Genomic DNA, 20,661 nt, shown 5'->3' with positions numbered 1-20,661 from the left:
GCATTTTATATTTTCTGTGTCAAGCTACCACCCCAATGCCGAGAAGCCCGAGAACAAGCAACACAAGCGTGATAAGCGTGAACAGGAAAAATAGAAATTTTGCGATTGATGCCGTGCCGGCACTGGTACTTCTGAAACCAAATATACCCGAAATGAATGAAATGATCGCGAAGATGATGGCCCATTTGAGCATTTGTTTGCTCCTGGTCTTGATTGAGAATTCGGTCTGATTCATTGCCAGACTGGGAGCCTCAAATAAAACCGAAAAATTCTGGATATGCGTGGTGATCAAAAATGATGGCGTAATGCAGCATTATGTTTCTCTGGTTTCCATCACGATTACAACATTACCTGGGTTATGGTTTGTGCCAGGTACACAAAAACAGCATATTGCACGAAATACACCGGTATTGATGTATTTCGTGCTTGCCAATAGCATTAGCCTTACAGCGAGTCGTGAAACTTTTTGACCTGTTTCCTGGCTTCATCATGAGCAATGCCGTAGCGCTCCTTGATTTTTCCTGCCAATTGCTTCCACTGACCCTTGATTCTGTCTTCGTTCATTTTTGACTCCTTTTTATTCAGGTTAAAAATAAACAACTGCTGCCAGTCTGATTAATCGGCTGTGGTGGTATTCACTGTCAGGCCGGAGATATCTACCTGCTTGACATCTTTGACGCTCTTGGCAACTTCCTCGGCTTTCTTGATCAGCATTTCGTTTGGTTGTGTACCAGTGAGTATAACTACGCCATTAACTGTCTCGACTGATATATCACCACTTTTGATCCCTTCGGCGATGGCCAGCTCTGCTTTGACCTTGGTAGTAATCATCGTATCATTCAACGGCTGATTGCTTTCCGGAGATCCGCTGTCAATAGTAGGCACCCCCGTAGATTGTGCGGTTGCTACTTCAGTACCAAGTATCAACAAGGCCATTGCAGTAATGATTGAAAGTAAAGTTTTGATTTTCATGATAGTTCTCCTTGTCCTGTTCTATCAAAAATTAGAGCTGGCCAGCAGTTTTTCAGCTCATGCACAAGTCAGCTATGTTTATCGATCAGACATACCTGCTTATCGTACTTTTGCTGCATGTGACTACTGAACACCTGCATGGGATAGCCAGGCGTGCGGTAGTACGCTACTACTTCATTGACTGGCCGCCTTCATTAGATCATGGCACTATGCAGACAAGTAAGATTCAAATTTACTGAATAATGTAGTATTTCTATACCATTATCATTTCTCTTATCATTTTGTGATTGAGTATGGAAACCTCGGGTTCTGGTAGAGATTTGCCTTGCAGGGGGCGTATGGATACAAAACAGAACAAGCCGGATACCGGTCGGGAACAGCTTCAGCAACTCATCTCACATCTGGTTGAGGGAGTTCTCCTGATTGATCCGAGTGGCAAGATTACCTGGGCTAACAAGGCTGCACTTGCCATGCATGGTTGTGAGCAGCTTGCAGAACTTGGAGTAACTGCTGCCCAGTACCATAAGCGCTTTGTGCTGATGTACCTGAATCACCATAAACTTGCTGCCAGACAATATCCGGTGGCGCGTGCCGTCTCAGGCGAGGAATTCGATGATGTCAGGGTGGAACTGACGCTACGCCGGAAAAACTCTGATTTCCGTCGTGTGCTTGTCATGCGCAGCGTGCTGTTCACAGGAGCGCATGATGAAATCGAGGCTGTGGCCATCGTGATCAGGGATGAGACCGAACAAGTCAATGCTGAAGGGCGTTTTGAACGCGCTTTTGCGGTCAATCCTGCACCTGCGGTGGTTTGCCGGTTGTCGGATACCCGATACATCAAAGTGAACCGTGGTTTCCTGAGAATGACGGGTTACAGCAGTGATCAGGTCATTGATAAATCGTTGTACGAATTGGATGTTTTGCGTGAAGCTGAATATCGCGAACAGGCGATCCAATCACTTCAGCAGGGTGAACCCATTGCGCAACAGGAGGCGATATTGCGTGTGCAAGGGGGAATCGACAAATTCGTGATTGTGGCTGGTCAACCGATCGAAGTCGCCAATGAAGCATGCATGATGTTTACCTTTATCGATCTGGATGCATGTAAGCAGGCCGAGGAGTCTCTGAAACGCAGCGAAGAGGGTTTTTCCAAGGCATTCGACCTGGCTCCGATCCCGATGATGGTTTGCGTCGAGCCAGTATGGCGCGTGATAGCGGTCAATGCTGCTTTTGAATCGGTTACGGGGTACAGGAACGAGGAAATTCAGGGTAAGACCGTGGTTGAAATTGGCCTGTGGGAAGATGCCGGGATACTGGCGGGTATACGCGACGAACTGCATGAGGGGGGTGGTATCCGCAACTACGAAGTGCCACTGCGCGGAGCGGACGGTATCATGCTGGATACGCTGATTTCGGCAGAGCCTGTCACTATTAACGATGATGCATGTGTGCTGTGCGTATTTGAAGACATCACGGATCGCAAGCGTACTGAAATAGAATTGATTGCTGCCATTGATGCAGTTATGCAAGATACATCCTGGTTCAGTCAAACTGTGATGGAAAAACTTGCCCAATTGCGCCATTCCGGAGCAACTGACTCAAAGCTGGAGCTTTCGATTCTGACAGCGCGTGAAAAGGAAGTGCTGAGCCTGATCTGCCAGGGCAAAAGCGATGCCGACATTGCGACGATACTGCAATTGTCACGCAATACGGTGCGCAACCACGTTGCGGCGGTGTACGACAAGATCGGCGTACACCGTCGGAGTGCTGCAGTCGTCTGGGGGCGCGAACGCGGACTGGCTAGCTATTGATATGAATGGTGGATTTTGTCCTGTTTATCAGACATCAAAAAATAAGTTGAGTACGTTCTGGAAGGGTATCTCTGCGTGAAACGAGTGCCCATATACACTTTTCGATCCTCCACCGCATGGCTTAAAAGTCTCCACAGTGCGCAAATCAGTAGCCCGCTCAGGCGGCAGTAACCAATTAAGACGGTATTCAGCCAGGTACATCGAAAAACAAGCGAGCGTATGATTTTGCTGCACCTCTTTGAGGCACTGATTTTGCAGACAGACCTGCAGCATTGAGTTCATTGTGAAGGGGCCACACTGCCCATCATTTACCGTATCAAGAATTACCTTTTACTATCCAGTTCGGCCCTCGCTTTGTCGGTTTCTGCATTGATCCGGTCAATCTCTTCCCGGAATTTCGCCTGCTGATCATTCGCCGTTCTGGCGATCAGTGCATTGTCTGCATTCGCTTCGTCAACCAGGCAGGAATTATATTGCTGGGCGCGTTTCTGCCATTCATTGATTGCTTCGGCACTGCGGTTATAGTCCTCGACGCTGGCAGCGCTGACAACTGGTGCTACAGGCCGTTCACCGCATCCCATTGGTGACCAGGTACCATTGACAAGCGTGCCTGCGTTACTTGAAGCATGGAACAGTATCAGCGCAGTAAGAAAAAAGATGGATTGCTTCATTGCTTGGCCCCGTGAAATAAATTAACGATATATAAAATTTCCTGACTTTGAAGAGCTTCAGTATGGCATAACGCCCCTGTCACTGGTAACTGTGATACCTGTCCGGATCAAGTAAACGACAGGCAGCCCGTATCCGCAGGCTCGCGGAAATCCATCCGCAAAAACCGGAGCTCGCTTCCTGCTCCGATTGCTTCAGTGCGGCCGGCTGTGCGTGTTATCATCGCGCCAGCAAAAATGTTCCTGTTTTCAGTCACGTATCTCACTGTTGAAATTATGAAAAAAAGTACAACCGTTGAAAAAATCAAGGCGCCGGAGCTGATTACCTCGGATTGGCTGAATACACCGCAACCGGTTACGCTGGCTTCCTTGCGCGGCAAGGTAGTATTGATGCATGCCTTTCAAATGCTGTGTCCGGGATGTGTTCAGCAGGGTATTCCTCAGACACAGCGGATTTTTGATGAATTCGACCCTGATCGTGTGGCGGTGATCGGCCTGCATACGGTTTTCGAGCATCATGAGGTCATGGGGCGCGATGCGCTGGAAGTTTTTGCCTATGAGTACAGGCTGCGTTTTCCGATCGGGATAGACAAACCGAATGAGCAGCATTCGATTCCGCACACGATGATGACTTACCACATGCAGGGGACACCGACCACCATTCTGGTGGATAAGACGGGTCATCTGCGTTTGCACAAATTTGGCCATGTCAGTGATTTGTTGTTGGGTGTGTCGATCGGGACGCTGCTGGCTGAAGAAGTGTCTGATGAAGAGCTGGCTGCCGGTTCGACAGATTCAGCTGGCAATGAGTCCGATACACAGCCGGGGTGCGATGCCGATGGTTGCCGGGTCTGATGCTGACGAACAGGCAGATTACCGGATCACATCGGTAAGTCGGTGTTTCCCCGGAAATTGTTTTTCCAGTCACGGATCGCAGCAAATACACTGACCGGATCAGTGAGCTGCCGCCCGGCATACCGGCTGGCACTCTGGATGATGGCCGGCTGATTGCAACGCAGAAACGGGTTGGTGGCTTTTTCTGCAGCCAGACTGGAGGGGAGTGTGGGCATATTCTGCTCCCGCTTTTCTTCCACGTTACTTTCCAGTTCAATCAGCTCGGGATTATCAGGGTCGATCGCCCTGGCGAAGCGGATATTGTCCAGCGTGTATTCATGGGCGCAATAAACTTGAGTTTCGTCAGGCAGGTCGGCCAGTTTCTGTAAAGAATCAAACATCTGTTGTGCATTGCCTTCAAAGATTCTTCCGCAACCGCAGGCAAACAGCGTATCCCCGCAGAACAGCCGGTTCTGGCCATGACAGGCAATGTGGCCTGCGGTATGTCCGGGGACGTCCAGAATGCTAAGTTCCAGCGATAGCTCCGGGAACACGAGGGTGTCCCCTTCCGCAAGCGGGTGGGTCATCCCCGGTATCTTCTCACTGGCAGGGCCATAAACGGGTATTTCGAATTTTTGTACCAGCAGGGAAATACCACCCGTGTGATCATGATGGTGATGGGTGCAGAGGATTGCAATGGGTTGTAATTTTTGTTGTCTCAGCCAGGTGAGAACCGGTGTCGCATCGCCCGGGTCTATGATGAGAGCGAACTGTTGATTGTGAACGATCCAGATATAATTGTCCCTAAACGCCCGGACAGGAAAAACGTTGATCATTTTGCCTCCTTGTAGCAGATAGCAGACGGGTCATCATCATAACCAATCATCCTGATAATATGTTCGATTCTGTATTGCAGCAAAGTATGCAACAGTGGTTAGAAACATCGCTGGGACAGTATGTTCTTGAACAGGAGCAGCGTTATTTCGACCGTGTCGTGACGGATATTTTTGGTTATAACGCGACCCAGATCGGTTTTTCCGGGTTTGATTTTCTGCGCAACAACCGGATGCCCTTCAAGTTCGCACTCGGCGTACGGGACGGTGCTTCGGTTTACGCACATCCTCATTTTCTGCCTATCAAAAGCAGCAGCATCGATCTCGTTCTGTTGCCGCACACACTCGAGTTCAATTCGAATCCTCACCAGATGCTCCGGGAAGCACACCGGGTGCTGATTCCGGAGGGCAAAGTCATCATCAGCGGATTCAACCCGTTCAGTCTCTGGGGAATGCGTCAGCGCATGGCAAAATCGAAAACGGATTTTCCATGGTGCGGTCGTTTCATTGCTCTGCCACGCATGCAGGATTGGCTGGAGCTGCATAATTTTGAAATCGTTGCGGGACAGTTTGGCTGCTATGTGCCGCCATGTACCCGGGAAAAGTGGCTTTCCCGTCTGCGTTTCATGGAGGCGGCCGGAGATCGCTGGTGGCCGATTGCCGGGGGAGTTTATTTTTTACAGGCAGTCAAGCATGAATGTGGTTTGCACGTCATCACGCCCCGCTGGGAGGATTCGCCTGCAAAAAGGGGTACGGTAGTGGTTCCGCAGATCGAACGAGGGCATCGGATGAATAATTTAGAAGTATCCACGGTACCATGGCGCGAGAAGGCCGGTGGCGGGCTGATTGAAAACAGGAAATACGGGGTGCAATACTCCGTGAACAACAGGGACGTGTAATGCAATTGGAAGAGGGGGTAAAGCTGGTGGAGATTTTTACGGATGGTGCCTGTAAGGGTAATCCGGGAATAGGGGGCTGGGGAGTTTGTCTGAAGTTCGACGGTGAAGTACGGGAGTTTTTCGGCGGAGAACCTGTGACGACGAATAACCGGATGGAGCTGCTGGCTGCCATTCGTGCCTTGCAGACGCTGGAATCACTGCCCGATACCGGGCAATCTTTGCGAGTTCAACTGCATACCGATTCGCAATATGTGCAGAAGGGTATCAGTGAGTGGGTTCATTCGTGGAAAAAACGCGGATGGCTGACAGCGGATAAAAAACCGGTGAAGAATGAAGCATTGTGGAAGGAGCTGGATCAGTTGTCCCGGCGTTACCAGGTTGAATGGTTCTGGGTCCGGGGGCACAACGGCCATGATGGCAACGAGCGAGCCGATATGCTTGCCAACCGTGGGGTGGTATCAGTACTGTCTGAAAAAGCGGATTGATCGGGCAAATCATGCGGTATGTATTTCTTGATACTGAGACGACGGGTCTGGATCCTGCACTGGGGCATCGTATCGTCGAGATAGCAGCAGTGGAAGTGTGTAACCGGCGTTTGACCGATCGCCACTTTCACCGCTATCTCAATCCCGGGCGGGAGAGTGATGAAGGTGCACTGCGGGTACATGGACTGACTCGTGAATTTTTGCGGGATAAACCCGTATTCCAGGATGTTTGCAGCGAGTTTCTGGAGTTCATAGCAGATGCCGAGATTTTCATTCATAACGCGCCTTTCGATGTGGGGTTCATCAACCGTGAACTCGACCTGATCAGATTTGAATCGATGCAGAATCATTGTCTGCAGATCATCGATACACTGGTCCTGGCAAAAGAGCTGCACCCGGGCAAGAGAAACAATCTGGATGCGTTATGTGAGCGTTATCAGATCGATAATTCCCACAGAACACTGCATGGCGCTCTGCTCGATGCAGAGTTGCTGGCCGAAGTTTACCTGGCAATGACACGCGGTCAGGAAAGCCTGCTGATGGAAATGGATGCGCCAGCATCGCGACAAGCCGATAATCCGGCTGTCGGCAAGGTGGAGAATCTTGCGCTGATCGTTCAGCCTGCCACGCAGGCAGAACTCGAGTTGCATAGCCGGCTGGTGGAACGCATCAACGCCGAAAGCAAAGGTAATTGCTTGTGGAACGGTTGAATTTGCTCAGAACCTGTTCAAGATCCCACTGAAGGGCGCATTGCAGCGTTTAAATCGAACTCAAAATACTTACATACTTCGGGTATGCTCCGTTTTCTCATTCAATTTTGCCTTGTACTACCCCCCTGATCGGGATTTTGAACGGGTTCTCAGGCGTGTAGTTTGGCGCGCAGTGCGCTGAATGCCAGCGTTTTGCCAAAATCCCATACCGCTGAAGGTCCGCGGTGTGCATTGGCCACGACATCACTGACCGCAGTAACGATCCATTGAACATCGGATTCTGTCAGGATGAGTGGTGGAATGAATTTGACGATATTCATGCCGTGGCCGGCTACCTGAGACAGAACCCGGTGCTGTCTGAATAACGGGACGGTTATCAACTGTGAGAACAGTCCCTTGTTGGCAGATTCGAGCATTTTCCACGACAGCTTCAGCATAGGGCTTTTCGGTTCGGTAAATTCCAGCGCGATCATCATGCCTTTGCCTCGTACTTCCTTGAAGCATTCGTATTTTTCCGTCAGTGGAGTCAGCGCATCCATGATGGCTGCTCCGGTACGGGCGGAATGTTCGATGAGATTTCCTGATTCCAGTACTTCCAGTGTAGCCAGACCGGCGGCCATTGCCAGGTTGTTTTTACCAAATGTACTGCCGTGAACGACAGCGCGATCCATGCGGTTGAAAACACGATCGAAGATCCATTCCTTGCAGACCAGCGCACCCACAGGGATGAATCCGCCGGAAAGCGTCTTGGACATGCACAGGATATCGGGTTCGACAGACCAGTGTTCGACCGCCCACCACTTGCCGGTCCGTCCCAGTCCGGTTTGTATTTCATCCGTGATGAACAGTGCGCCGTATTTGCGGGTGAGTCTGGCTGCTTCCGGCAGATAGTTATCGTCCGGTATCCAGACACCGTGTCCTTGAATCGGCTCAGTAATGAAGGCGGCGACATCTCCCTGCGCAAGCACCTGTTCCAGTGCTTCGAGATCATTGAACGGGATTTCGATAAAATCCGGCACCATCGGGCCGAATCCCTTTTTGTAATGATCATCTCCCGTGGCAGAGAGAGAGCCAAGGCTCAGCCCGTGATAACAGCCGTGGCAGAAAATGATTTTGGATTTTCCGGTTGCGTAACGGCTGAATTTGATCGCCGCCTCGACTGTTTCAGTACCCGAGTTGGCGAAAAAGACACGTTTTAATCCGTCCGGGGTCAGTTTAACCAGCCTCTCCGCCAGCAGTCCTGCGAGTAATGATACGTCGAGCTGGACGAGATTGGGTAAATCTGCCTCCAGAGTGCTTTTGAGTGCTTCGACGATTTCCGCGTGATTGCGCCCCAGTGCAAAGACACCGAAGCCACTCAGCAAATCCAGATAGCGGTTATCCTGCTCGTCGAACAGATATGCGCCTTCTGCCCGGACATAATGACGATCAAAATCGATGGTTTTGAGGACTTTGACCATCTGGCTGTTCAGATACTTGTCATGCAGGGCAAAATTTTCTTTGCTGCGGTTCTGGATGAAATCCTGGATTTTCATGGGTGGGGCTCCGGAATGTGATGGGGCGCAGGTAAGCAGGTATCAAAAAATCAGCAGCATTTTACCCTAATCCGTTGAGGGGGTCCGGGCGGATACTTTCTAAAAAATCTGGTGATTTCAAGGCGTCGTCTGCACCTGTCTTTCTGCCGGAGAAATCGGCAATGATTATCATTAATTTAGTGTCTGGATTGACATTTATCATTAGCTTGTCTAGACTCTCCCGCCGGGACTCGGTGGTTACGGGTTCTTTGGTAGCTGGTCTGATTCTAATAACATGACAGATAGATTTCTCTGCAGGCGGGATCGTTGTATGAATATCCCGGCAGAGGGTTTGTCCATTGGCTGATTTGCAGGAAGCTGCAGATTGGGGCCGGCGAGCGATGAACGATGTTTCGCTGAATAAAATATAAATTCTAGTAGAGGAAGGTAATCATGAAAACAACAAAAGCAATGCTTGCAGGTTTTGCTGTGGGATCACTGTTGCTGGCGGGTGCTGCACAGGCTGAACACAACTTCAATGTGGTTATCAATGCCTACGATACCACTATTCCTGAACTCAACGTGGAAGGTGTGACCGTAAAAAATATCCGTGCTTTCAATGTGTTGAATGAGCCGGAGACACTGGTCGTCAAGAAAGGCGATGCAGTGAAAGTCGTTGTTGAAAACAAATCACCCATCAGCGAAGGATTTTCAATTGATGCGTTTGGTGTTCAGGAAGTCATTAAAGCAGGCGAAACCAAAACTATCAGCTTTACCGCTGATAAAGCAGGTGCTTTCACGATCTGGTGCCAGCTTCATCCTAAAAACATCCACCTGCCAGGTACCCTTAACGTCGTAGAATAAGTAACATCTGAAACTACGGTGGCAGAAAATCAGGCTGGATTGAATCCGGCCTGATTTTTTATAATGCGTCATCCTCTCTGAAATCACCCGGTATTCCGGGATATCGCAACTTTCTCTCATCTTGCTCTGGCAATCTGATCAGAGCGATATCAATATAGCCTTGTCGTAGCAGGTTGTGCCTGCGCACTCTTCTCCAACTGCTGATTTGGTAAATCATACAAGGGTTTTTGTTAGATTTTGTTAGAATACCAGCTCGTGATGAACTATTTTTATGAGGTATTTGATGGCAGTTGAAAGGACTTTGTCCATTATCAAGCCCGATGCGGTAGCAAAGAACGTCATTGGACAAATCTATGCACGATTTGAAGCGGCTGGCCTGAAAGTCGTTGCTGCTCGTATGGCGCACTTGTCGAGAGTCGAGGCAGAGAATTTTTATGTGATTCACAGGGAAAGACCTTTCTTCAAGGATCTGGTCGAATTCATGATTTCCGGGCCAGTGATGATCCAGGTGCTGGAAGGTGAAAACGCAATTGCCAAAAATCGTGAACTGATGGGTGCCACAGATCCCAGGAAAGCAGAAAAAGGTACGATTCGCGCGGATTTTGCAGAAAGTATCGATGCCAATGCAGTACATGGCTCGGATGCACCTGAAACGGCTGCCGTTGAAATCGCCTGTTTCTTCCCGTCTCTGGAAATACATTCACGCTGATAATGTACACCCTTGCTGATTTGGAAAACCGGGCGCAATGATCAACCTGCTTGATTTCAATAAGACAGAGCTGGTCCGTTTCTGCGGAGAAATGGGCGAGAAGCCTTATCGGGCAAGGCAGTTGTTGCGCTGGGTACACCAGTCCGGCAAGACGGAATTCATGGAAATGAGCGATTTGGCAAAAGGGTTCCGTCATAAGCTGATGGAATGTGCCGTTGTCCAGTTGCCTGAAATCGTCAGTGACTACACTGCAGGGGATGGGACCCGCAAGTGGCTGTTATCGACAGGGGCGGGAAATGCAGTGGAAATGGTTTTCATTCCCGAGCCCAGCCGGGGCACGCTTTGTGTTTCCAGTCAGGTAGGCTGTGCGTTGGCATGCAGCTTTTGTTCCACCGGTCGACAGGGTTTCAACCGCAATCTGAGCGTCGCAGAAATCATCGGTCAATTGTGGTGGGCCAATCGGCTGCTCGAAGCAGGTAGTCATGACCCGTTTCCCGTGGATACCACACGAGTGCAGACAGACAAGCCGGAAACGAGGCGGCCGGTTACCAATGTCGTCATGATGGGGATGGGTGAGCCGCTGGCCAATTTTGAAAACCTGGTAACGGCACTGGATCTGATGCTGAGCGATGATGCGTATGGTTTGTCACGCCGCCGGGTAACGGTAAGTACATCTGGACTGGTCCCCGCTCTGGATCGCTTGCGTGAGCGCTGCCCGGTGGCGCTCGCGGTTTCACTGCACGCGCCGAATGATGCCTTGCGTGACCAGCTGGTGCCCATCAATAAAAAGTATCCGATCAGGGATTTACTGGCCGCCTGTGAGCGTTACCTGCCAGCTGCTCCGAGAGATTTTATTACGTTTGAATATGTTATGCTGAAAGGCGTGAATGACAGTGTGGCGCTGGCACGAGAACTGGTTCAACTCGTCAGGAACGTTCCATGCAAACTCAATCTGATCCCGTTTAACGCCTTTTCCGGTTCCGGTTATGAGCGATCGGGTGCAGAAGCCATCGGTAATTTCCGGGATGTACTGATGCAAGCAGGTATCGTTACGACAGTACGTAAAACGCGCGGGGATGATATCGCCGCTGCCTGCGGTCAACTGGCAGGGCAGGTGCGTGACAAGACACGCCGGACGAGCGGGTGTGGAACTGGTCAGCCGGCAGTTGCCAGATAATCGGAGATATATAAATCCAGTGTTGGGTAAGCATGCAGGCAAAATGAACAGGCTGATTAGAACGGGAGTTCTCGGATTTCTGGTATGGCTGGCGGGTTGCGGACATGCACCGGTTCAGGAAAAGCCGACTCCCGAGGAACTGAAGCAGCGCGCATTGCAAAGTGCCAAAATTCACACTGAACTTGCGGGCCAGTACTATCACCGTGGCCAGTATCGGGTAGCGATAGAAGAAGCTGAAATCGCACTGCAGAAAAAAACCGACTATGCTCCGGCTTATAACATGCTGGGGCTGGTTTATATGGATCTGCAGGAGGATGATCGCGCGGAATGGAACTTTGAGCGCGGACTTGGAATCACTCCAAACGATCCTGATATACGCAATAATTTCGGCTGGTTCTTATGTCAGCGAAAACCTGACGGGATAGAACAGGCCATCGGTCATTTCATGGCGGCTGTGCGTGATCCCTTGTATGAAACACCAGAAAGAACCTATACCAACGCAGGATTGTGCGTTCTGAAGCAGAATGACTTCGAGCGGGCACAAAGCTACTTTCAGGAGGCTCTGGTTATCCGCCCGGGTTATCCTTTGGCCCAGCTTGGTCTGGTAGAACTGGATTTCAGTCGTGGTGAAGTGAAAAAAGCCTGGGCTGCAATCAACCGGTATTTACAGACATATCCTCCCGCTCCAGGCAGTTTGTGGCTGGCTGTTCGCATTGCACGAGCAAACGGAGATGTCAATGCAGAAACCAATTATGCTTTTCAGCTACAGAAACGTTTTCCTGATTCCCGGGAAGCCCGGGAATCGCGTGCAGGCAGGTTGAATCATGAAAGATAATGAATTAGATGAAAGAGACGGATTGGCTCGTGATCAGAAATCAGATCTCATCCGTGATGCAGAGCCGGTTGAAACCTCAGATCAGGCTGTATCTCTTCAGGCGGAACCTGTAGGTACGATGCCATATTCGCCTGCTCAGGCTGGTGATCCGGCTGAAGCGGCAACAACAGGTGGTACGGCCGCTTCCGGTTTCGGGCAGATATTGCGTGATGCGAGGATCAGACGTGGTATGAATGTAGGCGAGGTGGCACACCGTCTTCGTCTGTCTGAACAGCAAGTGGAGGCGATCGAGGCACAGGATTTTTCCAGGCTGCCAGCCGCCGTATTCTTACGCGGCTATATACGCAATTATGCCAATCTGCTGCAGCTCGACGATGTGCCGCTGTTAATGGAAGCGGTGCCTCAGGCAAGGCCGGTGGATACTGTCTTTGCCAGTAAAAGAAATGCGCAACGTTTCAAGGCGATCGAGCCTGTTTACCGATCAGGTCGCAGCAGTCGCGGCGGGTGGCTGTATATCGTGGTGATACTGGCAGCACTTGCGGCTTATGGAATTTATCGTGAAGAAGTACCGGAACAGTTGGCTTCCTTCTCGGCAGGGGATACAGATCAGGTGATGTCATCGATCTCAGCTGACGGCAATGATCAGGTAGCAATAGATCTGGCACTGCCATTGTCTTCCTCTTCTTCGGGGTTGCCATTGGTCACACCTGCACCCGCTGGTGCCAGTGTGCCATCAGTTGCGACGACATTGCCTGAACTGCCCGCACCCTCTGTACCGGCTGTAGAGGTACCCAAGGCTTCAGACGATGGTAAAAAATCACTGCATTTTTCTTTTTCCCGTGATTCATGGGTCAAAATCAAGGATAGTGGCGGCCGGGTCATTCTCGAAAAAACCCATTCACGCGGAACCGAGCAGACGATAGAAGGTAAGCCGCCTTTATATCTGGTCATCGGCAATGCAGCCGGGGTCAGTCTTACCTATAACGGGCGCAAGGTTGATCTTGCACCTTATACACGCGGCAACGATGATGTCGCACGCTTTTCACTTGAATAATCTTGTACGAATTTCTGAGAATCGGGTTTTAACCATGTCTTCTAATAACGTACCTGCCTCACGCCGGAAGTGCGTGGGTGTCAAAGTAGGTTCGGTGATGATCGGTGGTGGTGCGCCGATCGTTGTGCAGTCAATGACCAATACCGATACTGCTGACGAGGTGTCAACCACCCAGCAGGTCGCCCAGCTTGCGCTTGCAGGTTCAGAACTCGTCAGAATCACCGTCAATTCCATGGAAGCTGCGCGTGCCGTTGCCGGGATCCGTGCTCGACTGGATGATATGGGTTGTCATGTTCCGCTCGTCGGCGATTTCCATTTCAATGGACACAAGCTGCTGACCGCGTATCCCGAATGTGCCAGAGCGCTGGCCAAATATCGTATCAATCCGGGTAATGTCGGCCATGGCCGTAAGCGTGATGAACAGTTTTCCCTGTTGATAGAGACAGCCTGCAAATATGATAAACCGGTTCGCATCGGGGTCAACTGGGGCAGTCTCGATCCTGAGATGCTGGCACGAATCATGGATGAGAATGCACGTTCGTCTGATCCGCTGGGTGCTTCGCAGGTCATGCACAAGGCACTTATCACTTCCGCGCTGGAAAGTGCAGCCAGAGCTGAAGAGCTGGGTCTGGCCCGCGATCATATCGTGTTGTCGTGCAAAGTCAGTGGTGTGCAGGATTTGATTGCCGTCTATGGTGCGCTGGCCGAGCAATGTGACTATGCACTGCATCTGGGATTGACCGAAGCCGGTATGGGATCAAAAGGGATCGTCGCCTCGACAGCGGCGCTGGCGGTACTGCTGTTCAAAGGGATCGGCGACACGATCCGTGTTTCCTTGACACCGGAGCCGGGTGGAGATCGTGCTCGTGAAGTCATCGTGGCACAGGAAATCCTGCAGACGATGGGATTGCGTGCGTTTGTTCCGCTGGTGGCAGCCTGTCCGGGCTGCGGGCGGACAACCAGCACTTATTTCCAGGAGCTTGCAGAAAGCATTCAAATCTATGTGCGTGAACAGATGGTCATCTGGCGTGAACAATACGAAGGTGTCGAGAATATGTCACTGGCAGTCATGGGATGTGTGGTCAACGGGCCGGGTGAAAGCAAGCATGCTGATATCGGCATCAGTTTACCCGGATCGGGAGAAACTCCGGTTGCCCCGGTTTTTGTGGATGGTCAGAAGACCGTTACCCTGAAAGGCGATAACATCGCAGGCGAATTCCGTATGATCGTCGATGAATACGTACGTACCAAATACCGAAAAAAAGCAGCCAATGCCTGAACCAATCAGGGCAGTTCGCGGGATGAACGACATCCTGCCTGACGAAAGCGGTTTGTGGGCGTTTTTTGAAGATACGATTCGCACATGGTTGGCTGCCTACGGCTATCGTAATCTGCGTACCCCCATCGTCGAACAGACTGATCTGTTCGTCCGTTCGATCGGAGAGGTGACCGATATCGTCGAAAAAGAGATGTATACATTTGTCGATCATCTCAACGGGGAAAATCTGACATTGCGCCCGGAAGGCACAGCTTCCTGCGTGCGTGCGGTAATCGAGCACAATCTGCTGTATGCGGGTCCCCAGCGCCTGTATTACAGCGGGCCGATGTTCCGGCACGAACGCCCGCAAAAGGGCCGTTATCGCCAGTTTCACCAGGTGGGTGTGGAAGCACTTGGATTTGCCGGTCCGGATATCGATGCGGAACTCATCGTCATGTGCGCGCGGTTGTGGCGTTTACTGGGTATTTCAGATATCCGTCTCGAAATCAGTACACTTGGCAGTACCGAATCACGTTCGGTTTATCGTGCCCGTCTGATCAGTTATCTGGAAAAATTCTGTGATGATCTCGATGAGGATGCACGCCGGCGGTTAAAAACCAATCCGCTGCGTATTCTCGACAGCAAGAATCCGGCCATGCGTGAAATACTGGCTGGTGCCCCTCGCCTGTTCGATGATCTGGATGAAGATTCACTCGCCCATTTCGAGGCATTGCAACGGATTTTGCGCAACCAGGGTATCAGTTTCGAAATCAATAACCGGCTGGTCAGAGGGCTGGATTACTATAACCGCACGGTATTCGAATGGGTGACTGACAAGCTGGGCGCGCAGGGGACCATTTGTGCAGGCGGGCGTTATGACGGGCTGATCGCGCAGATTGGCGGAAAACCGGCACCAGCATGCGGTTTTGCCATGGGTATCGAGCGAATACTGGCACTGATGGGTGAAAATGGTGCCGTTGGCGCGCATGCCATTCCTGATATATATGTGGTGCATCAGGGAGAGGCTGCAGCCGAGTTTTCATGGAAGGTGGCAGAATCATTGCGGGATGATGGTCTTAAAGTGGTGCTGCATAGCGGAGGTGGAAATTTCAAGGCTCAGATGAAAAAAGCCGATGCCAGCGGTGCACGTTTTGCCGCCATCATCGGAGAAGATGAGGTCGTAGCCGGGCAAATCAGCATCAAACCATTACGTGAGGCAGCGGAGCAGATCAGGGTCGATCTGGCCGGAGCCGCTGCACTTCTGGGAAATATTTAACCAAGGTGGAAAATCAGAACCATGTCAGCGTACAACTTTGAAGAACAGGAAAAGATAGAAGGGTTGAAGTCCTGGTGGGCTGCCAACGGTACTACTATGCTGTTTGCCATTGCCGTTTTTGCGGCAACGGTGGCCGGTAACCGGTTGTGGAATCATTACAAGGCTGAACAGGCGCAGCAGGCAGCTGATTTATATGCCGTTCTCCAGCAACAGGTTGAAAAAGGGAGTGAGCTCGTCAAAATAACCGATGCGGCACACTTGCTGACCGAAGGTTTTCCCGGCAGCGGCTATGCTTCGCGCGCGGCACTGATAGCCGCCCGTGCTGCAGGTCAGGCAGGCAATGATCAGGTTGCCAGAGACATGCTGCAATGGGCGCTCGACCATGCTGAAGAGCCTGAAATAAAGGACATGGCCCGCTTGCGGCTGGCAAGTGTGCTGGTGGATGAGAGCAAGTACGACCAGGCACTGAAATTACTGGATGCACAGCATGCTGCATCTTTTACCGGGCTTTACGCAGATTTACGGGGAGATGCACTGGCCGCCGCAGGGAAAACGGATGAAGCAAGGGCAGCTTACCAGAAGGCACTGGACAGCCTGAATGCACAGGGTGCTTACCGGGATGTCGTACAGATGAAACTGGATGTATTGAGGGAACAACGGCAGTGATCGGCAGCATTTGGTTATCGGCTCCTGATTGCACTTTTTATCGCAGTTTCCGGATACTGCGTGTCTGTATACTTGCCTTGGTGATCCTGCTGGGCGGTTGTGCAAATCTAAGTGATATAACAGGTGCGCATTTTACCGATCTTTTCAGCGGTGACGAGGATGAAGTCGAAATCGATGAAGCCGAACTTACCGAGCTGCAAACGCTGGCTCCGATCAAGCTGCTATGGCAGGTAAAACTGTCAGAGAGCAAAACCGCAGTTTTTCTGCCGGTTTACGATAATGGCGCGTTATACGCTGCCGATGAAGATGGTCGGCTAATCAAGCTCGATCCGGCGACAGGACGTGAAATCTGGCGTGTGGATACCAAATCCCAGCTTTCCGGAGGGGTTGGTACAGGCGGAGGAATGATTCTGCTTGGAACCTATAAGGGCGAGGTACTGGCATTCGACGAAGCAGGCAATGCCCTGTGGCAATCCCAGGTGCCAAGTGAAATCCTGAGCCCGCCGCAGACAGACAATGGAATCGTGGTGGTGCGTACTGGTGACAGCAGGCTTTACGGTCTGAGTGCAGTCGATGGAAAGCAGATCTGGAGCTATCAGGGTGTAACACCACCGCTGACAGTCAGGAGCTTTGTCGGCGTATCGATTACGCGGGGTGCTATTTTTGCCGGATTTCCCGGCGGTAAACTGATCGCGCTGGATCTGTTCACCGGCAATGTGGGCTGGGAGGCAACCGTTTCACAACCGCATGGCGTTACGGAGCTGGAACGTATGACTGACATCAGCAGTCTGCCGATTGTCGATGAAAACCAGGTATGTGCAGTTGCCTATCGCGGCCGGGCCGCCTGTTTTGAAATTTCCAACGGGAATCAGATCTGGGCCCGGGATGCATCGAGCAGCGCAGGCATGGTGATGGACAACAGCCATGTTTACATCAGCGAAGAACACGGAACCGTGGCCGCCTATGACAAAAGCAGTGGTGCCGCTGTCTGGAAGAGAGGAAAACTGGGCAGTCGCAAACTGTCTGCCCTGATGGTCGCTCGAGGTACCCGTCTGATAGTGGGTGACGATCAGGGATATGTCACCCTGATCAGCCGTCAGGATGGTTCTCTGCTGAGCCGCGCACCAACCGATGGCAGCGCCATTTCATCGCGTGCCGAGTATCTGCCGGATGGTTTTGTCGTACAAACACACAAAGGCGGACTTTTCGCATTTTCCTTGCAATAACCCGGGTTTTCTCGCTTTCCGGGCGAAGCATTTTTTCATACTCCCATTCTCATGAAACCCACACTCGTTCTGGTTGGGCGCCCGAATGTCGGAAAATCGACATTATTCAACCGTCTGACCCGCAGTCGTGATGCGATTGTGGCCGATATCCCCGGGCTCACGCGTGACCGGCACTATGGTCATGGCAGGCTGGGCCTCAAACCCTATCTGGTGGTGGATACCGGTGGTTTTGAGCCGGTGGTCAAATCCGGTATCCTGCATGCCATGGCCAGACAAACTCTGCAAGCTGTGGATGAAGCGGATGTCGTGCTGTTCATCGTCGATGGTCGTCAGGGACTGGCTGCACAAGACAAGATCATTGCAGAGCAACTGCGCAAAACCGGCCAGAAAATAATCCTCGTCGTCAATAAAACCGAAGGGATGCCTTATTCATCGGTGACGGCTGAATTTCATGAACTGGGGCTGGGTACACCCTGCGCTGTTTCGGCTTTGCACGGAGAGCATCTGGGCGAACTGATCGATCTTGCGCTGGAAGATTATTCGTATGAAGAGGTTGCCGAGACTGAATCTGGCCAGGAAAAACGCCCTGTCATTGCCATTGCCGGCCGCCCCAATGTCGGTAAATCCACGCTGATCAACACCCTGCTGGGGGAAGAGCGCGTAATTGCATTCGATCAGCCAGGTACCACCCGAGACAGTATTTATGTTGATTTCGAATATGGCCAGCGCAGCTATACGCTGATCGATACGGCGGGCCTGCGCCGATCAGGCAAGGTTTGGGAAACCGTGGAGAAGTTCTCGGTAGTCAAAACGCTACAGTCGATTGAAGCTGCTAACGTAGTCATCCTGGTGCTCGATGCACACAATGAAATTTCCGACCAGGATGCCCATATTGCCGGGTTCATTCTGGAAACCGGCCGCGCATTGGTTATTGCAGTCAATAAATGGGATGGTCTGGACGACTACCAGCGCGAAATCATCAAACGTGAGTTTGAACGCAAGCTCGGTTTTCTGAGTTTTGCCAATTTGCACTACATTTCTGCCCTGTACGGCAACGGTGTGAAAGGGTTGATGCCCTCGGTGGATACAGCCTATGCTGCTGCCATGGCGCATATTCCTACACCCAAATTGACGCGAGCCATGCTGGCTGCCGTTGCTAAACAACAACCCCCGCGTGGTGGGATGTCGCGGCCCAAGCTGCGCTATGCCCACCAGGGAGGAGAAAATCCTCCGCTGATCATCGTGCATGGTTCTATGCTCGAACATGTCCCGCAAACCTACCGCCGCTATCTTGAAAATACATTCAGGGAAGTATTCGAGTTGAAAGGCACTCCGTTACGAGTGGAATTCAGAACTGGCCACAACCCCTATGCCGGCAAGAAAACACCGCTGACCGAGGAAGAAGCTCGGCGGGCACATAGCCGCCGCCGCCGCAACCGCAAGAAGTACGGCTGATCCGGAAACAAAAAGTTCAGGCAAAAATAGCTGCCTGAATGCCTTCATCATATCTTCGTAGCACTACAGACTACAGATACGTGACTTTCACCGTATCTGTAATCTAATATATTCCCCTGTCGCAGGTAACGTGCGTGACTCCATCCAGATCAATGGTCTCAAGCCCTGCGCTCTCGCTGGATCGTCTGCGTATTGAGTATGGATCGGGCAAAGTTGTATTGGTGTCGCCGCATGACCAGGACTCCTTTTTGACGGCGCTGGGTAAGGGGGCGCATGCAGCTTAACGTTTCTTTCCAGTGGACCGTTTTCAGCATCCGTTAAAATCAGACGTTAGACAGTCAACTTCAACCTTGAAAATTAATAGGAGAATATTTTGGAATCATTCATCAGTTTGCTACCGCTCATAATTATGCAAGCGATCTATGCAGCCTTCGCAGCGCAGATCGCAAAGAGAACAAACAGAAGCGTACCAATGTTTGTGATCCTTACGCTTATTCCCATACTAGGGACTTTCTTTTTTATTTATGTAATGTGGTCGACTACAATCCTTGTTTTGGATTCAATTAATGAATTGAAGGCAAAATCAAAATCGGAGTAACAATTTATGAAAACCTCAATGGGTCCAGGTAGGCCTGATCTTTCGTTCAAACACATATGAAACTCCTTATTATCATCACCGCATTGTTGGCCGTTGTTCCCACTCTATTTGCCGAGCCAGTTAACGTTGCCAATACTGATATAACTTTCGAAGCTCCTGAAGATTTTAAACCACTAAGTAAAGAGCTTATTGCTGCAAAGTGGCCCGCCGATCAAGCTCCAGCATACGCAGTTGGAACTGGAACTGGTTCTACGACCATAGCATATGATCTTAAACCACATCACATTCCTCAAGAAGCACTCCCTGATGTTCAGAAGTCTTTCACACAGCTTTTCGAACGCATAATTCCGGGACTCAAATGGAAAAAGAATGAGATCATTGAGCATTCCGGCCAGAAATGGTTGCTCATGGAGATGATTTCGAATGCGAGCGATACTGACATTCACAATATAATGTTGGTTACTGGATACGAAGGGAAGATGCTCGTATTCAATTTCAATTCGACAAAAGAGGATTTTCCAAAGTATGAGACTGCTTTACGGAAGAGTATGAACTCCGTGACACTACCTAATCACTAGAGCATTTTTGTTTCAGGTATTTACACCTCATTTTTTAAGATAACCTCCCGGACCGTTTATAGAAGTAAAGGTCTATTTGTATTTGCACCAAAACTGCTCCAGGTGGGCCTAATCGGGTAGTCAGGAGTTCTGGCCTTGGCTTTCGCACCACTCACCGTGCGATCCACAGTGGGCGATTCAACAAGCGCATGCGCGACGAAGTTTTCTTCTTTCGTTTGGTCGCGTAGCTCTATCTCGCA

23 protein-coding genes are annotated in these 20,661 nt (G+C 50.9%); 17 read left to right on the top strand and 6 right to left on the bottom strand.

Annotated features, from left to right (window positions below; all coding sequences use genetic code 11):
• Positions 1 to 19 precede the first annotated feature (19 nt).
• The 3 genes from HRU73_RS10250 to HRU73_RS10245 form a co-directional block, all read right to left on the bottom strand.
• Complete coding sequence (locus HRU73_RS10250; protein WP_287398624.1) at positions 20 to 193, bottom strand: DUF1328 family protein; 174 nt, start codon at positions 191 to 193, stop codon at positions 20 to 22.
• Between the two features lie 251 nt (positions 194 to 444).
• A complete protein-coding gene (locus HRU73_RS13550; RefSeq protein WP_459543571.1) occupies positions 445 to 564 on the bottom strand; it encodes a CsbD family protein in 120 nt (39 codons plus the stop codon).
• Between the two features lie 51 nt (positions 565 to 615).
• Positions 616 to 972, bottom strand: a complete 357-nt coding sequence (locus HRU73_RS10245; protein WP_011110781.1) for a BON domain-containing protein — start codon at positions 970 to 972, stop codon at positions 616 to 618.
• Positions 973 to 1,310: 338 nt separating this feature from the next.
• Here HRU73_RS10245 and HRU73_RS10240 point away from each other — a divergent pair, with 338 nt between their 5' ends.
• On the top strand, positions 1,311 to 2,783 hold the full coding sequence (locus HRU73_RS10240; RefSeq protein WP_287398623.1) for a helix-turn-helix transcriptional regulator: 1,473 nt from the start codon (positions 1,311 to 1,313) through the stop codon (positions 2,781 to 2,783).
• Positions 2,784 to 3,106: 323 nt separating this feature from the next.
• Here the strand turns inward: HRU73_RS10240 and HRU73_RS10235 are convergent, their stop codons facing one another.
• On the bottom strand, positions 3,107 to 3,454 hold the full coding sequence (locus HRU73_RS10235) for a hypothetical protein (protein WP_281870973.1): 348 nt from the start codon (positions 3,452 to 3,454) through the stop codon (positions 3,107 to 3,109).
• 273 nt (positions 3,455 to 3,727) lie between these two features.
• Here HRU73_RS10235 and HRU73_RS10230 point away from each other — a divergent pair, with 273 nt between their 5' ends.
• Entirely contained in the window at positions 3,728 to 4,306 is a 579-nt protein-coding gene (locus tag HRU73_RS10230) for a peroxiredoxin family protein (protein ID WP_041356923.1), read from the top strand.
• 26 nt (positions 4,307 to 4,332) lie between these two features.
• On the opposite strand, the gene gloB is transcribed toward HRU73_RS10230, so the two are convergent.
• A complete protein-coding gene (gene gloB / locus HRU73_RS10225) occupies positions 4,333 to 5,121 on the bottom strand; it encodes a hydroxyacylglutathione hydrolase (protein ID WP_287398622.1) in 789 nt (262 codons plus the stop codon).
• Positions 5,122 to 5,207: 86 nt separating this feature from the next.
• Between gloB and HRU73_RS10220 the strand changes: the two genes are divergently transcribed.
• From HRU73_RS10220 to dnaQ, 3 genes are read left to right on the top strand one after another with little or no spacing between them, the layout of a single operon-like run.
• A complete protein-coding gene (locus tag HRU73_RS10220) occupies positions 5,208 to 6,017 on the top strand; it encodes a class I SAM-dependent methyltransferase (RefSeq protein ID WP_287398621.1) in 810 nt (269 codons plus the stop codon).
• Positions 6,017 to 6,502 (top strand): ribonuclease HI, encoded by a 486-nt coding sequence (gene rnhA / locus HRU73_RS10215; protein WP_287398620.1) that lies wholly within the window; start codon positions 6,017 to 6,019, stop codon positions 6,500 to 6,502. Before HRU73_RS10220 ends, rnhA begins: the two co-directional genes overlap by 1 nt.
• An 11-nt stretch (positions 6,503 to 6,513) precedes the next feature.
• Positions 6,514 to 7,212: a DNA polymerase III subunit epsilon gene (gene dnaQ, locus HRU73_RS10210; RefSeq protein ID WP_011110788.1), complete on the top strand. Its 699-nt coding sequence runs from the start codon at positions 6,514 to 6,516 to the stop codon at positions 7,210 to 7,212.
• Positions 7,213 to 7,361: 149 nt separating this feature from the next.
• Here dnaQ and HRU73_RS10205 read toward each other — a convergent pair whose 3' ends face one another.
• Positions 7,362 to 8,747: an aspartate aminotransferase family protein gene (locus HRU73_RS10205; RefSeq protein ID WP_011110789.1), complete on the bottom strand. Its 1,386-nt coding sequence runs from the start codon at positions 8,745 to 8,747 to the stop codon at positions 7,362 to 7,364.
• Positions 8,748 to 9,179: 432 nt separating this feature from the next.
• On the opposite strand from HRU73_RS10205, the gene HRU73_RS10200 reads away from it, so the two are divergent.
• The 12 genes from HRU73_RS10200 to HRU73_RS10150 all read left to right on the top strand — a co-directional run bounded on the left by HRU73_RS10200 (position 9,180) and on the right by HRU73_RS10150 (position 20,422).
• Positions 9,180 to 9,590 carry a nitrosocyanin gene (locus tag HRU73_RS10200; protein ID WP_011110790.1) on the top strand — a complete coding sequence of 137 codons (411 nt, stop codon included), beginning with the start codon at positions 9,180 to 9,182 and terminating at the stop codon, positions 9,588 to 9,590.
• A gap of 283 nt (positions 9,591 to 9,873) precedes the next feature.
• Complete coding sequence (ndk, locus tag HRU73_RS10195) at positions 9,874 to 10,299, top strand: nucleoside-diphosphate kinase (RefSeq protein ID WP_287398619.1); 426 nt, start codon at positions 9,874 to 9,876, stop codon at positions 10,297 to 10,299.
• A gap of 37 nt (positions 10,300 to 10,336) precedes the next feature.
• Positions 10,337 to 11,476: a dual-specificity RNA methyltransferase RlmN gene (gene rlmN / locus HRU73_RS10190; RefSeq protein ID WP_287398618.1), complete on the top strand. Its 1,140-nt coding sequence runs from the start codon at positions 10,337 to 10,339 to the stop codon at positions 11,474 to 11,476.
• 43 nt (positions 11,477 to 11,519) lie between these two features.
• Positions 11,520 to 12,311: a type IV pilus biogenesis/stability protein PilW gene (gene pilW, locus HRU73_RS10185; RefSeq protein ID WP_287398617.1), complete on the top strand. Its 792-nt coding sequence runs from the start codon at positions 11,520 to 11,522 to the stop codon at positions 12,309 to 12,311.
• Positions 12,301 to 13,365, top strand: coding sequence for a RodZ domain-containing protein (locus tag HRU73_RS10180; protein WP_287398616.1), 1,065 nt, complete (start codon positions 12,301 to 12,303; stop codon positions 13,363 to 13,365). Before pilW ends, HRU73_RS10180 begins: the two co-directional genes overlap by 11 nt.
• A gap of 34 nt (positions 13,366 to 13,399) precedes the next feature.
• Positions 13,400 to 14,644, top strand: coding sequence for a flavodoxin-dependent (E)-4-hydroxy-3-methylbut-2-enyl-diphosphate synthase (gene ispG, locus HRU73_RS10175; RefSeq protein ID WP_287398615.1), 1,245 nt, complete (start codon positions 13,400 to 13,402; stop codon positions 14,642 to 14,644).
• Complete coding sequence (gene hisS, locus HRU73_RS10170) at positions 14,637 to 15,899, top strand: histidine--tRNA ligase (protein WP_287398614.1); 1,263 nt, start codon at positions 14,637 to 14,639, stop codon at positions 15,897 to 15,899. Before ispG ends, hisS begins: the two co-directional genes overlap by 8 nt.
• Positions 15,900 to 15,920: 21 nt before the next feature.
• Positions 15,921 to 16,565 (top strand): YfgM family protein, encoded by a 645-nt coding sequence (locus HRU73_RS10165; RefSeq protein WP_287398612.1) that lies wholly within the window; start codon positions 15,921 to 15,923, stop codon positions 16,563 to 16,565.
• Positions 16,562 to 17,791, top strand: a complete 1,230-nt coding sequence (bamB, locus tag HRU73_RS10160) for an outer membrane protein assembly factor BamB (RefSeq protein ID WP_287398610.1) — start codon at positions 16,562 to 16,564, stop codon at positions 17,789 to 17,791. Before HRU73_RS10165 ends, bamB begins: the two co-directional genes overlap by 4 nt.
• Positions 17,792 to 17,842: 51 nt before the next feature.
• Positions 17,843 to 19,246 (top strand): ribosome biogenesis GTPase Der, encoded by a 1,404-nt coding sequence (der, locus tag HRU73_RS10155; protein WP_276818569.1) that lies wholly within the window; start codon positions 17,843 to 17,845, stop codon positions 19,244 to 19,246.
• A gap of 110 nt (positions 19,247 to 19,356) precedes the next feature.
• Positions 19,357 to 19,530 (top strand): PH domain-containing protein, encoded by a 174-nt coding sequence (locus HRU73_RS13455; RefSeq protein ID WP_353765133.1) that lies wholly within the window; start codon positions 19,357 to 19,359, stop codon positions 19,528 to 19,530.
• 370 nt (positions 19,531 to 19,900) lie between these two features.
• Complete coding sequence (locus tag HRU73_RS10150) at positions 19,901 to 20,422, top strand: hypothetical protein (protein ID WP_287398609.1); 522 nt, start codon at positions 19,901 to 19,903, stop codon at positions 20,420 to 20,422.
• Positions 20,423 to 20,661 lie beyond the last annotated feature (239 nt).

The sequence above is a fragment of the Nitrosomonas sp. H1_AOB3 genome (genome assembly GCF_015709435.1).
GTDB lineage: Bacteria > Pseudomonadota > Gammaproteobacteria > Burkholderiales > Nitrosomonadaceae > Nitrosomonas > Nitrosomonas europaea.
Note: the sequence above shows the minus strand (reverse complement) of the source record. Positions and strands in the feature narration are given on the sequence as shown.

Excerpts from the sequence above, each read along its gene's own strand:
- pilW (WP_287398617.1), top strand. The coding sequence starts at position 11,520 with ATGAACAGGCTGATTAGAACGGGAGTTCTCGGATTTCTGGTATGGCTG.
- HRU73_RS10180 (WP_287398616.1), top strand. The coding sequence starts at position 12,301 with ATGAAAGATAATGAATTAGATGAAAGAGACGGATTGGCTCGTGATCAG.
- ndk (WP_287398619.1), top strand. The coding sequence starts at position 9,874 with ATGGCAGTTGAAAGGACTTTGTCCATTATCAAGCCCGATGCGGTAGCA.
- HRU73_RS10150 (WP_287398609.1), top strand. The coding sequence starts at position 19,901 with ATGAAACTCCTTATTATCATCACCGCATTGTTGGCCGTTGTTCCCACT.
- HRU73_RS13550 (WP_459543571.1), bottom strand. The coding sequence starts at position 564 with ATGAACGAAGACAGAATCAAGGGTCAGTGGAAGCAATTGGCAGGAAAA.
- HRU73_RS10245 (WP_011110781.1), bottom strand. The coding sequence starts at position 972 with ATGAAAATCAAAACTTTACTTTCAATCATTACTGCAATGGCCTTGTTG.
- HRU73_RS10165 (WP_287398612.1), top strand. The coding sequence starts at position 15,921 with ATGTCAGCGTACAACTTTGAAGAACAGGAAAAGATAGAAGGGTTGAAG.
- rlmN (WP_287398618.1), top strand. The coding sequence starts at position 10,337 with ATGATCAACCTGCTTGATTTCAATAAGACAGAGCTGGTCCGTTTCTGC.
- HRU73_RS10200 (WP_011110790.1), top strand. The coding sequence starts at position 9,180 with ATGAAAACAACAAAAGCAATGCTTGCAGGTTTTGCTGTGGGATCACTG.
- rnhA (WP_287398620.1), top strand. The coding sequence starts at position 6,017 with ATGCAATTGGAAGAGGGGGTAAAGCTGGTGGAGATTTTTACGGATGGT.
- HRU73_RS10235 (WP_281870973.1), bottom strand. The coding sequence starts at position 3,454 with ATGAAGCAATCCATCTTTTTTCTTACTGCGCTGATACTGTTCCATGCT.
- ispG (WP_287398615.1), top strand. The coding sequence starts at position 13,400 with ATGTCTTCTAATAACGTACCTGCCTCACGCCGGAAGTGCGTGGGTGTC.
- HRU73_RS10220 (WP_287398621.1), top strand. The coding sequence starts at position 5,208 with ATGCAACAGTGGTTAGAAACATCGCTGGGACAGTATGTTCTTGAACAG.
- dnaQ (WP_011110788.1), top strand. The coding sequence starts at position 6,514 with ATGCGGTATGTATTTCTTGATACTGAGACGACGGGTCTGGATCCTGCA.
- HRU73_RS10240 (WP_287398623.1), top strand. The coding sequence starts at position 1,311 with ATGGATACAAAACAGAACAAGCCGGATACCGGTCGGGAACAGCTTCAG.
- hisS (WP_287398614.1), top strand. The coding sequence starts at position 14,637 with ATGCCTGAACCAATCAGGGCAGTTCGCGGGATGAACGACATCCTGCCT.
- HRU73_RS10230 (WP_041356923.1), top strand. The coding sequence starts at position 3,728 with ATGAAAAAAAGTACAACCGTTGAAAAAATCAAGGCGCCGGAGCTGATT.
- der (WP_276818569.1), top strand. The coding sequence starts at position 17,843 with ATGAAACCCACACTCGTTCTGGTTGGGCGCCCGAATGTCGGAAAATCG.
- HRU73_RS10205 (WP_011110789.1), bottom strand. The coding sequence starts at position 8,747 with ATGAAAATCCAGGATTTCATCCAGAACCGCAGCAAAGAAAATTTTGCC.
- HRU73_RS10250 (WP_287398624.1), bottom strand. The coding sequence starts at position 193 with ATGCTCAAATGGGCCATCATCTTCGCGATCATTTCATTCATTTCGGGT.
- gloB (WP_287398622.1), bottom strand. The coding sequence starts at position 5,121 with ATGATCAACGTTTTTCCTGTCCGGGCGTTTAGGGACAATTATATCTGG.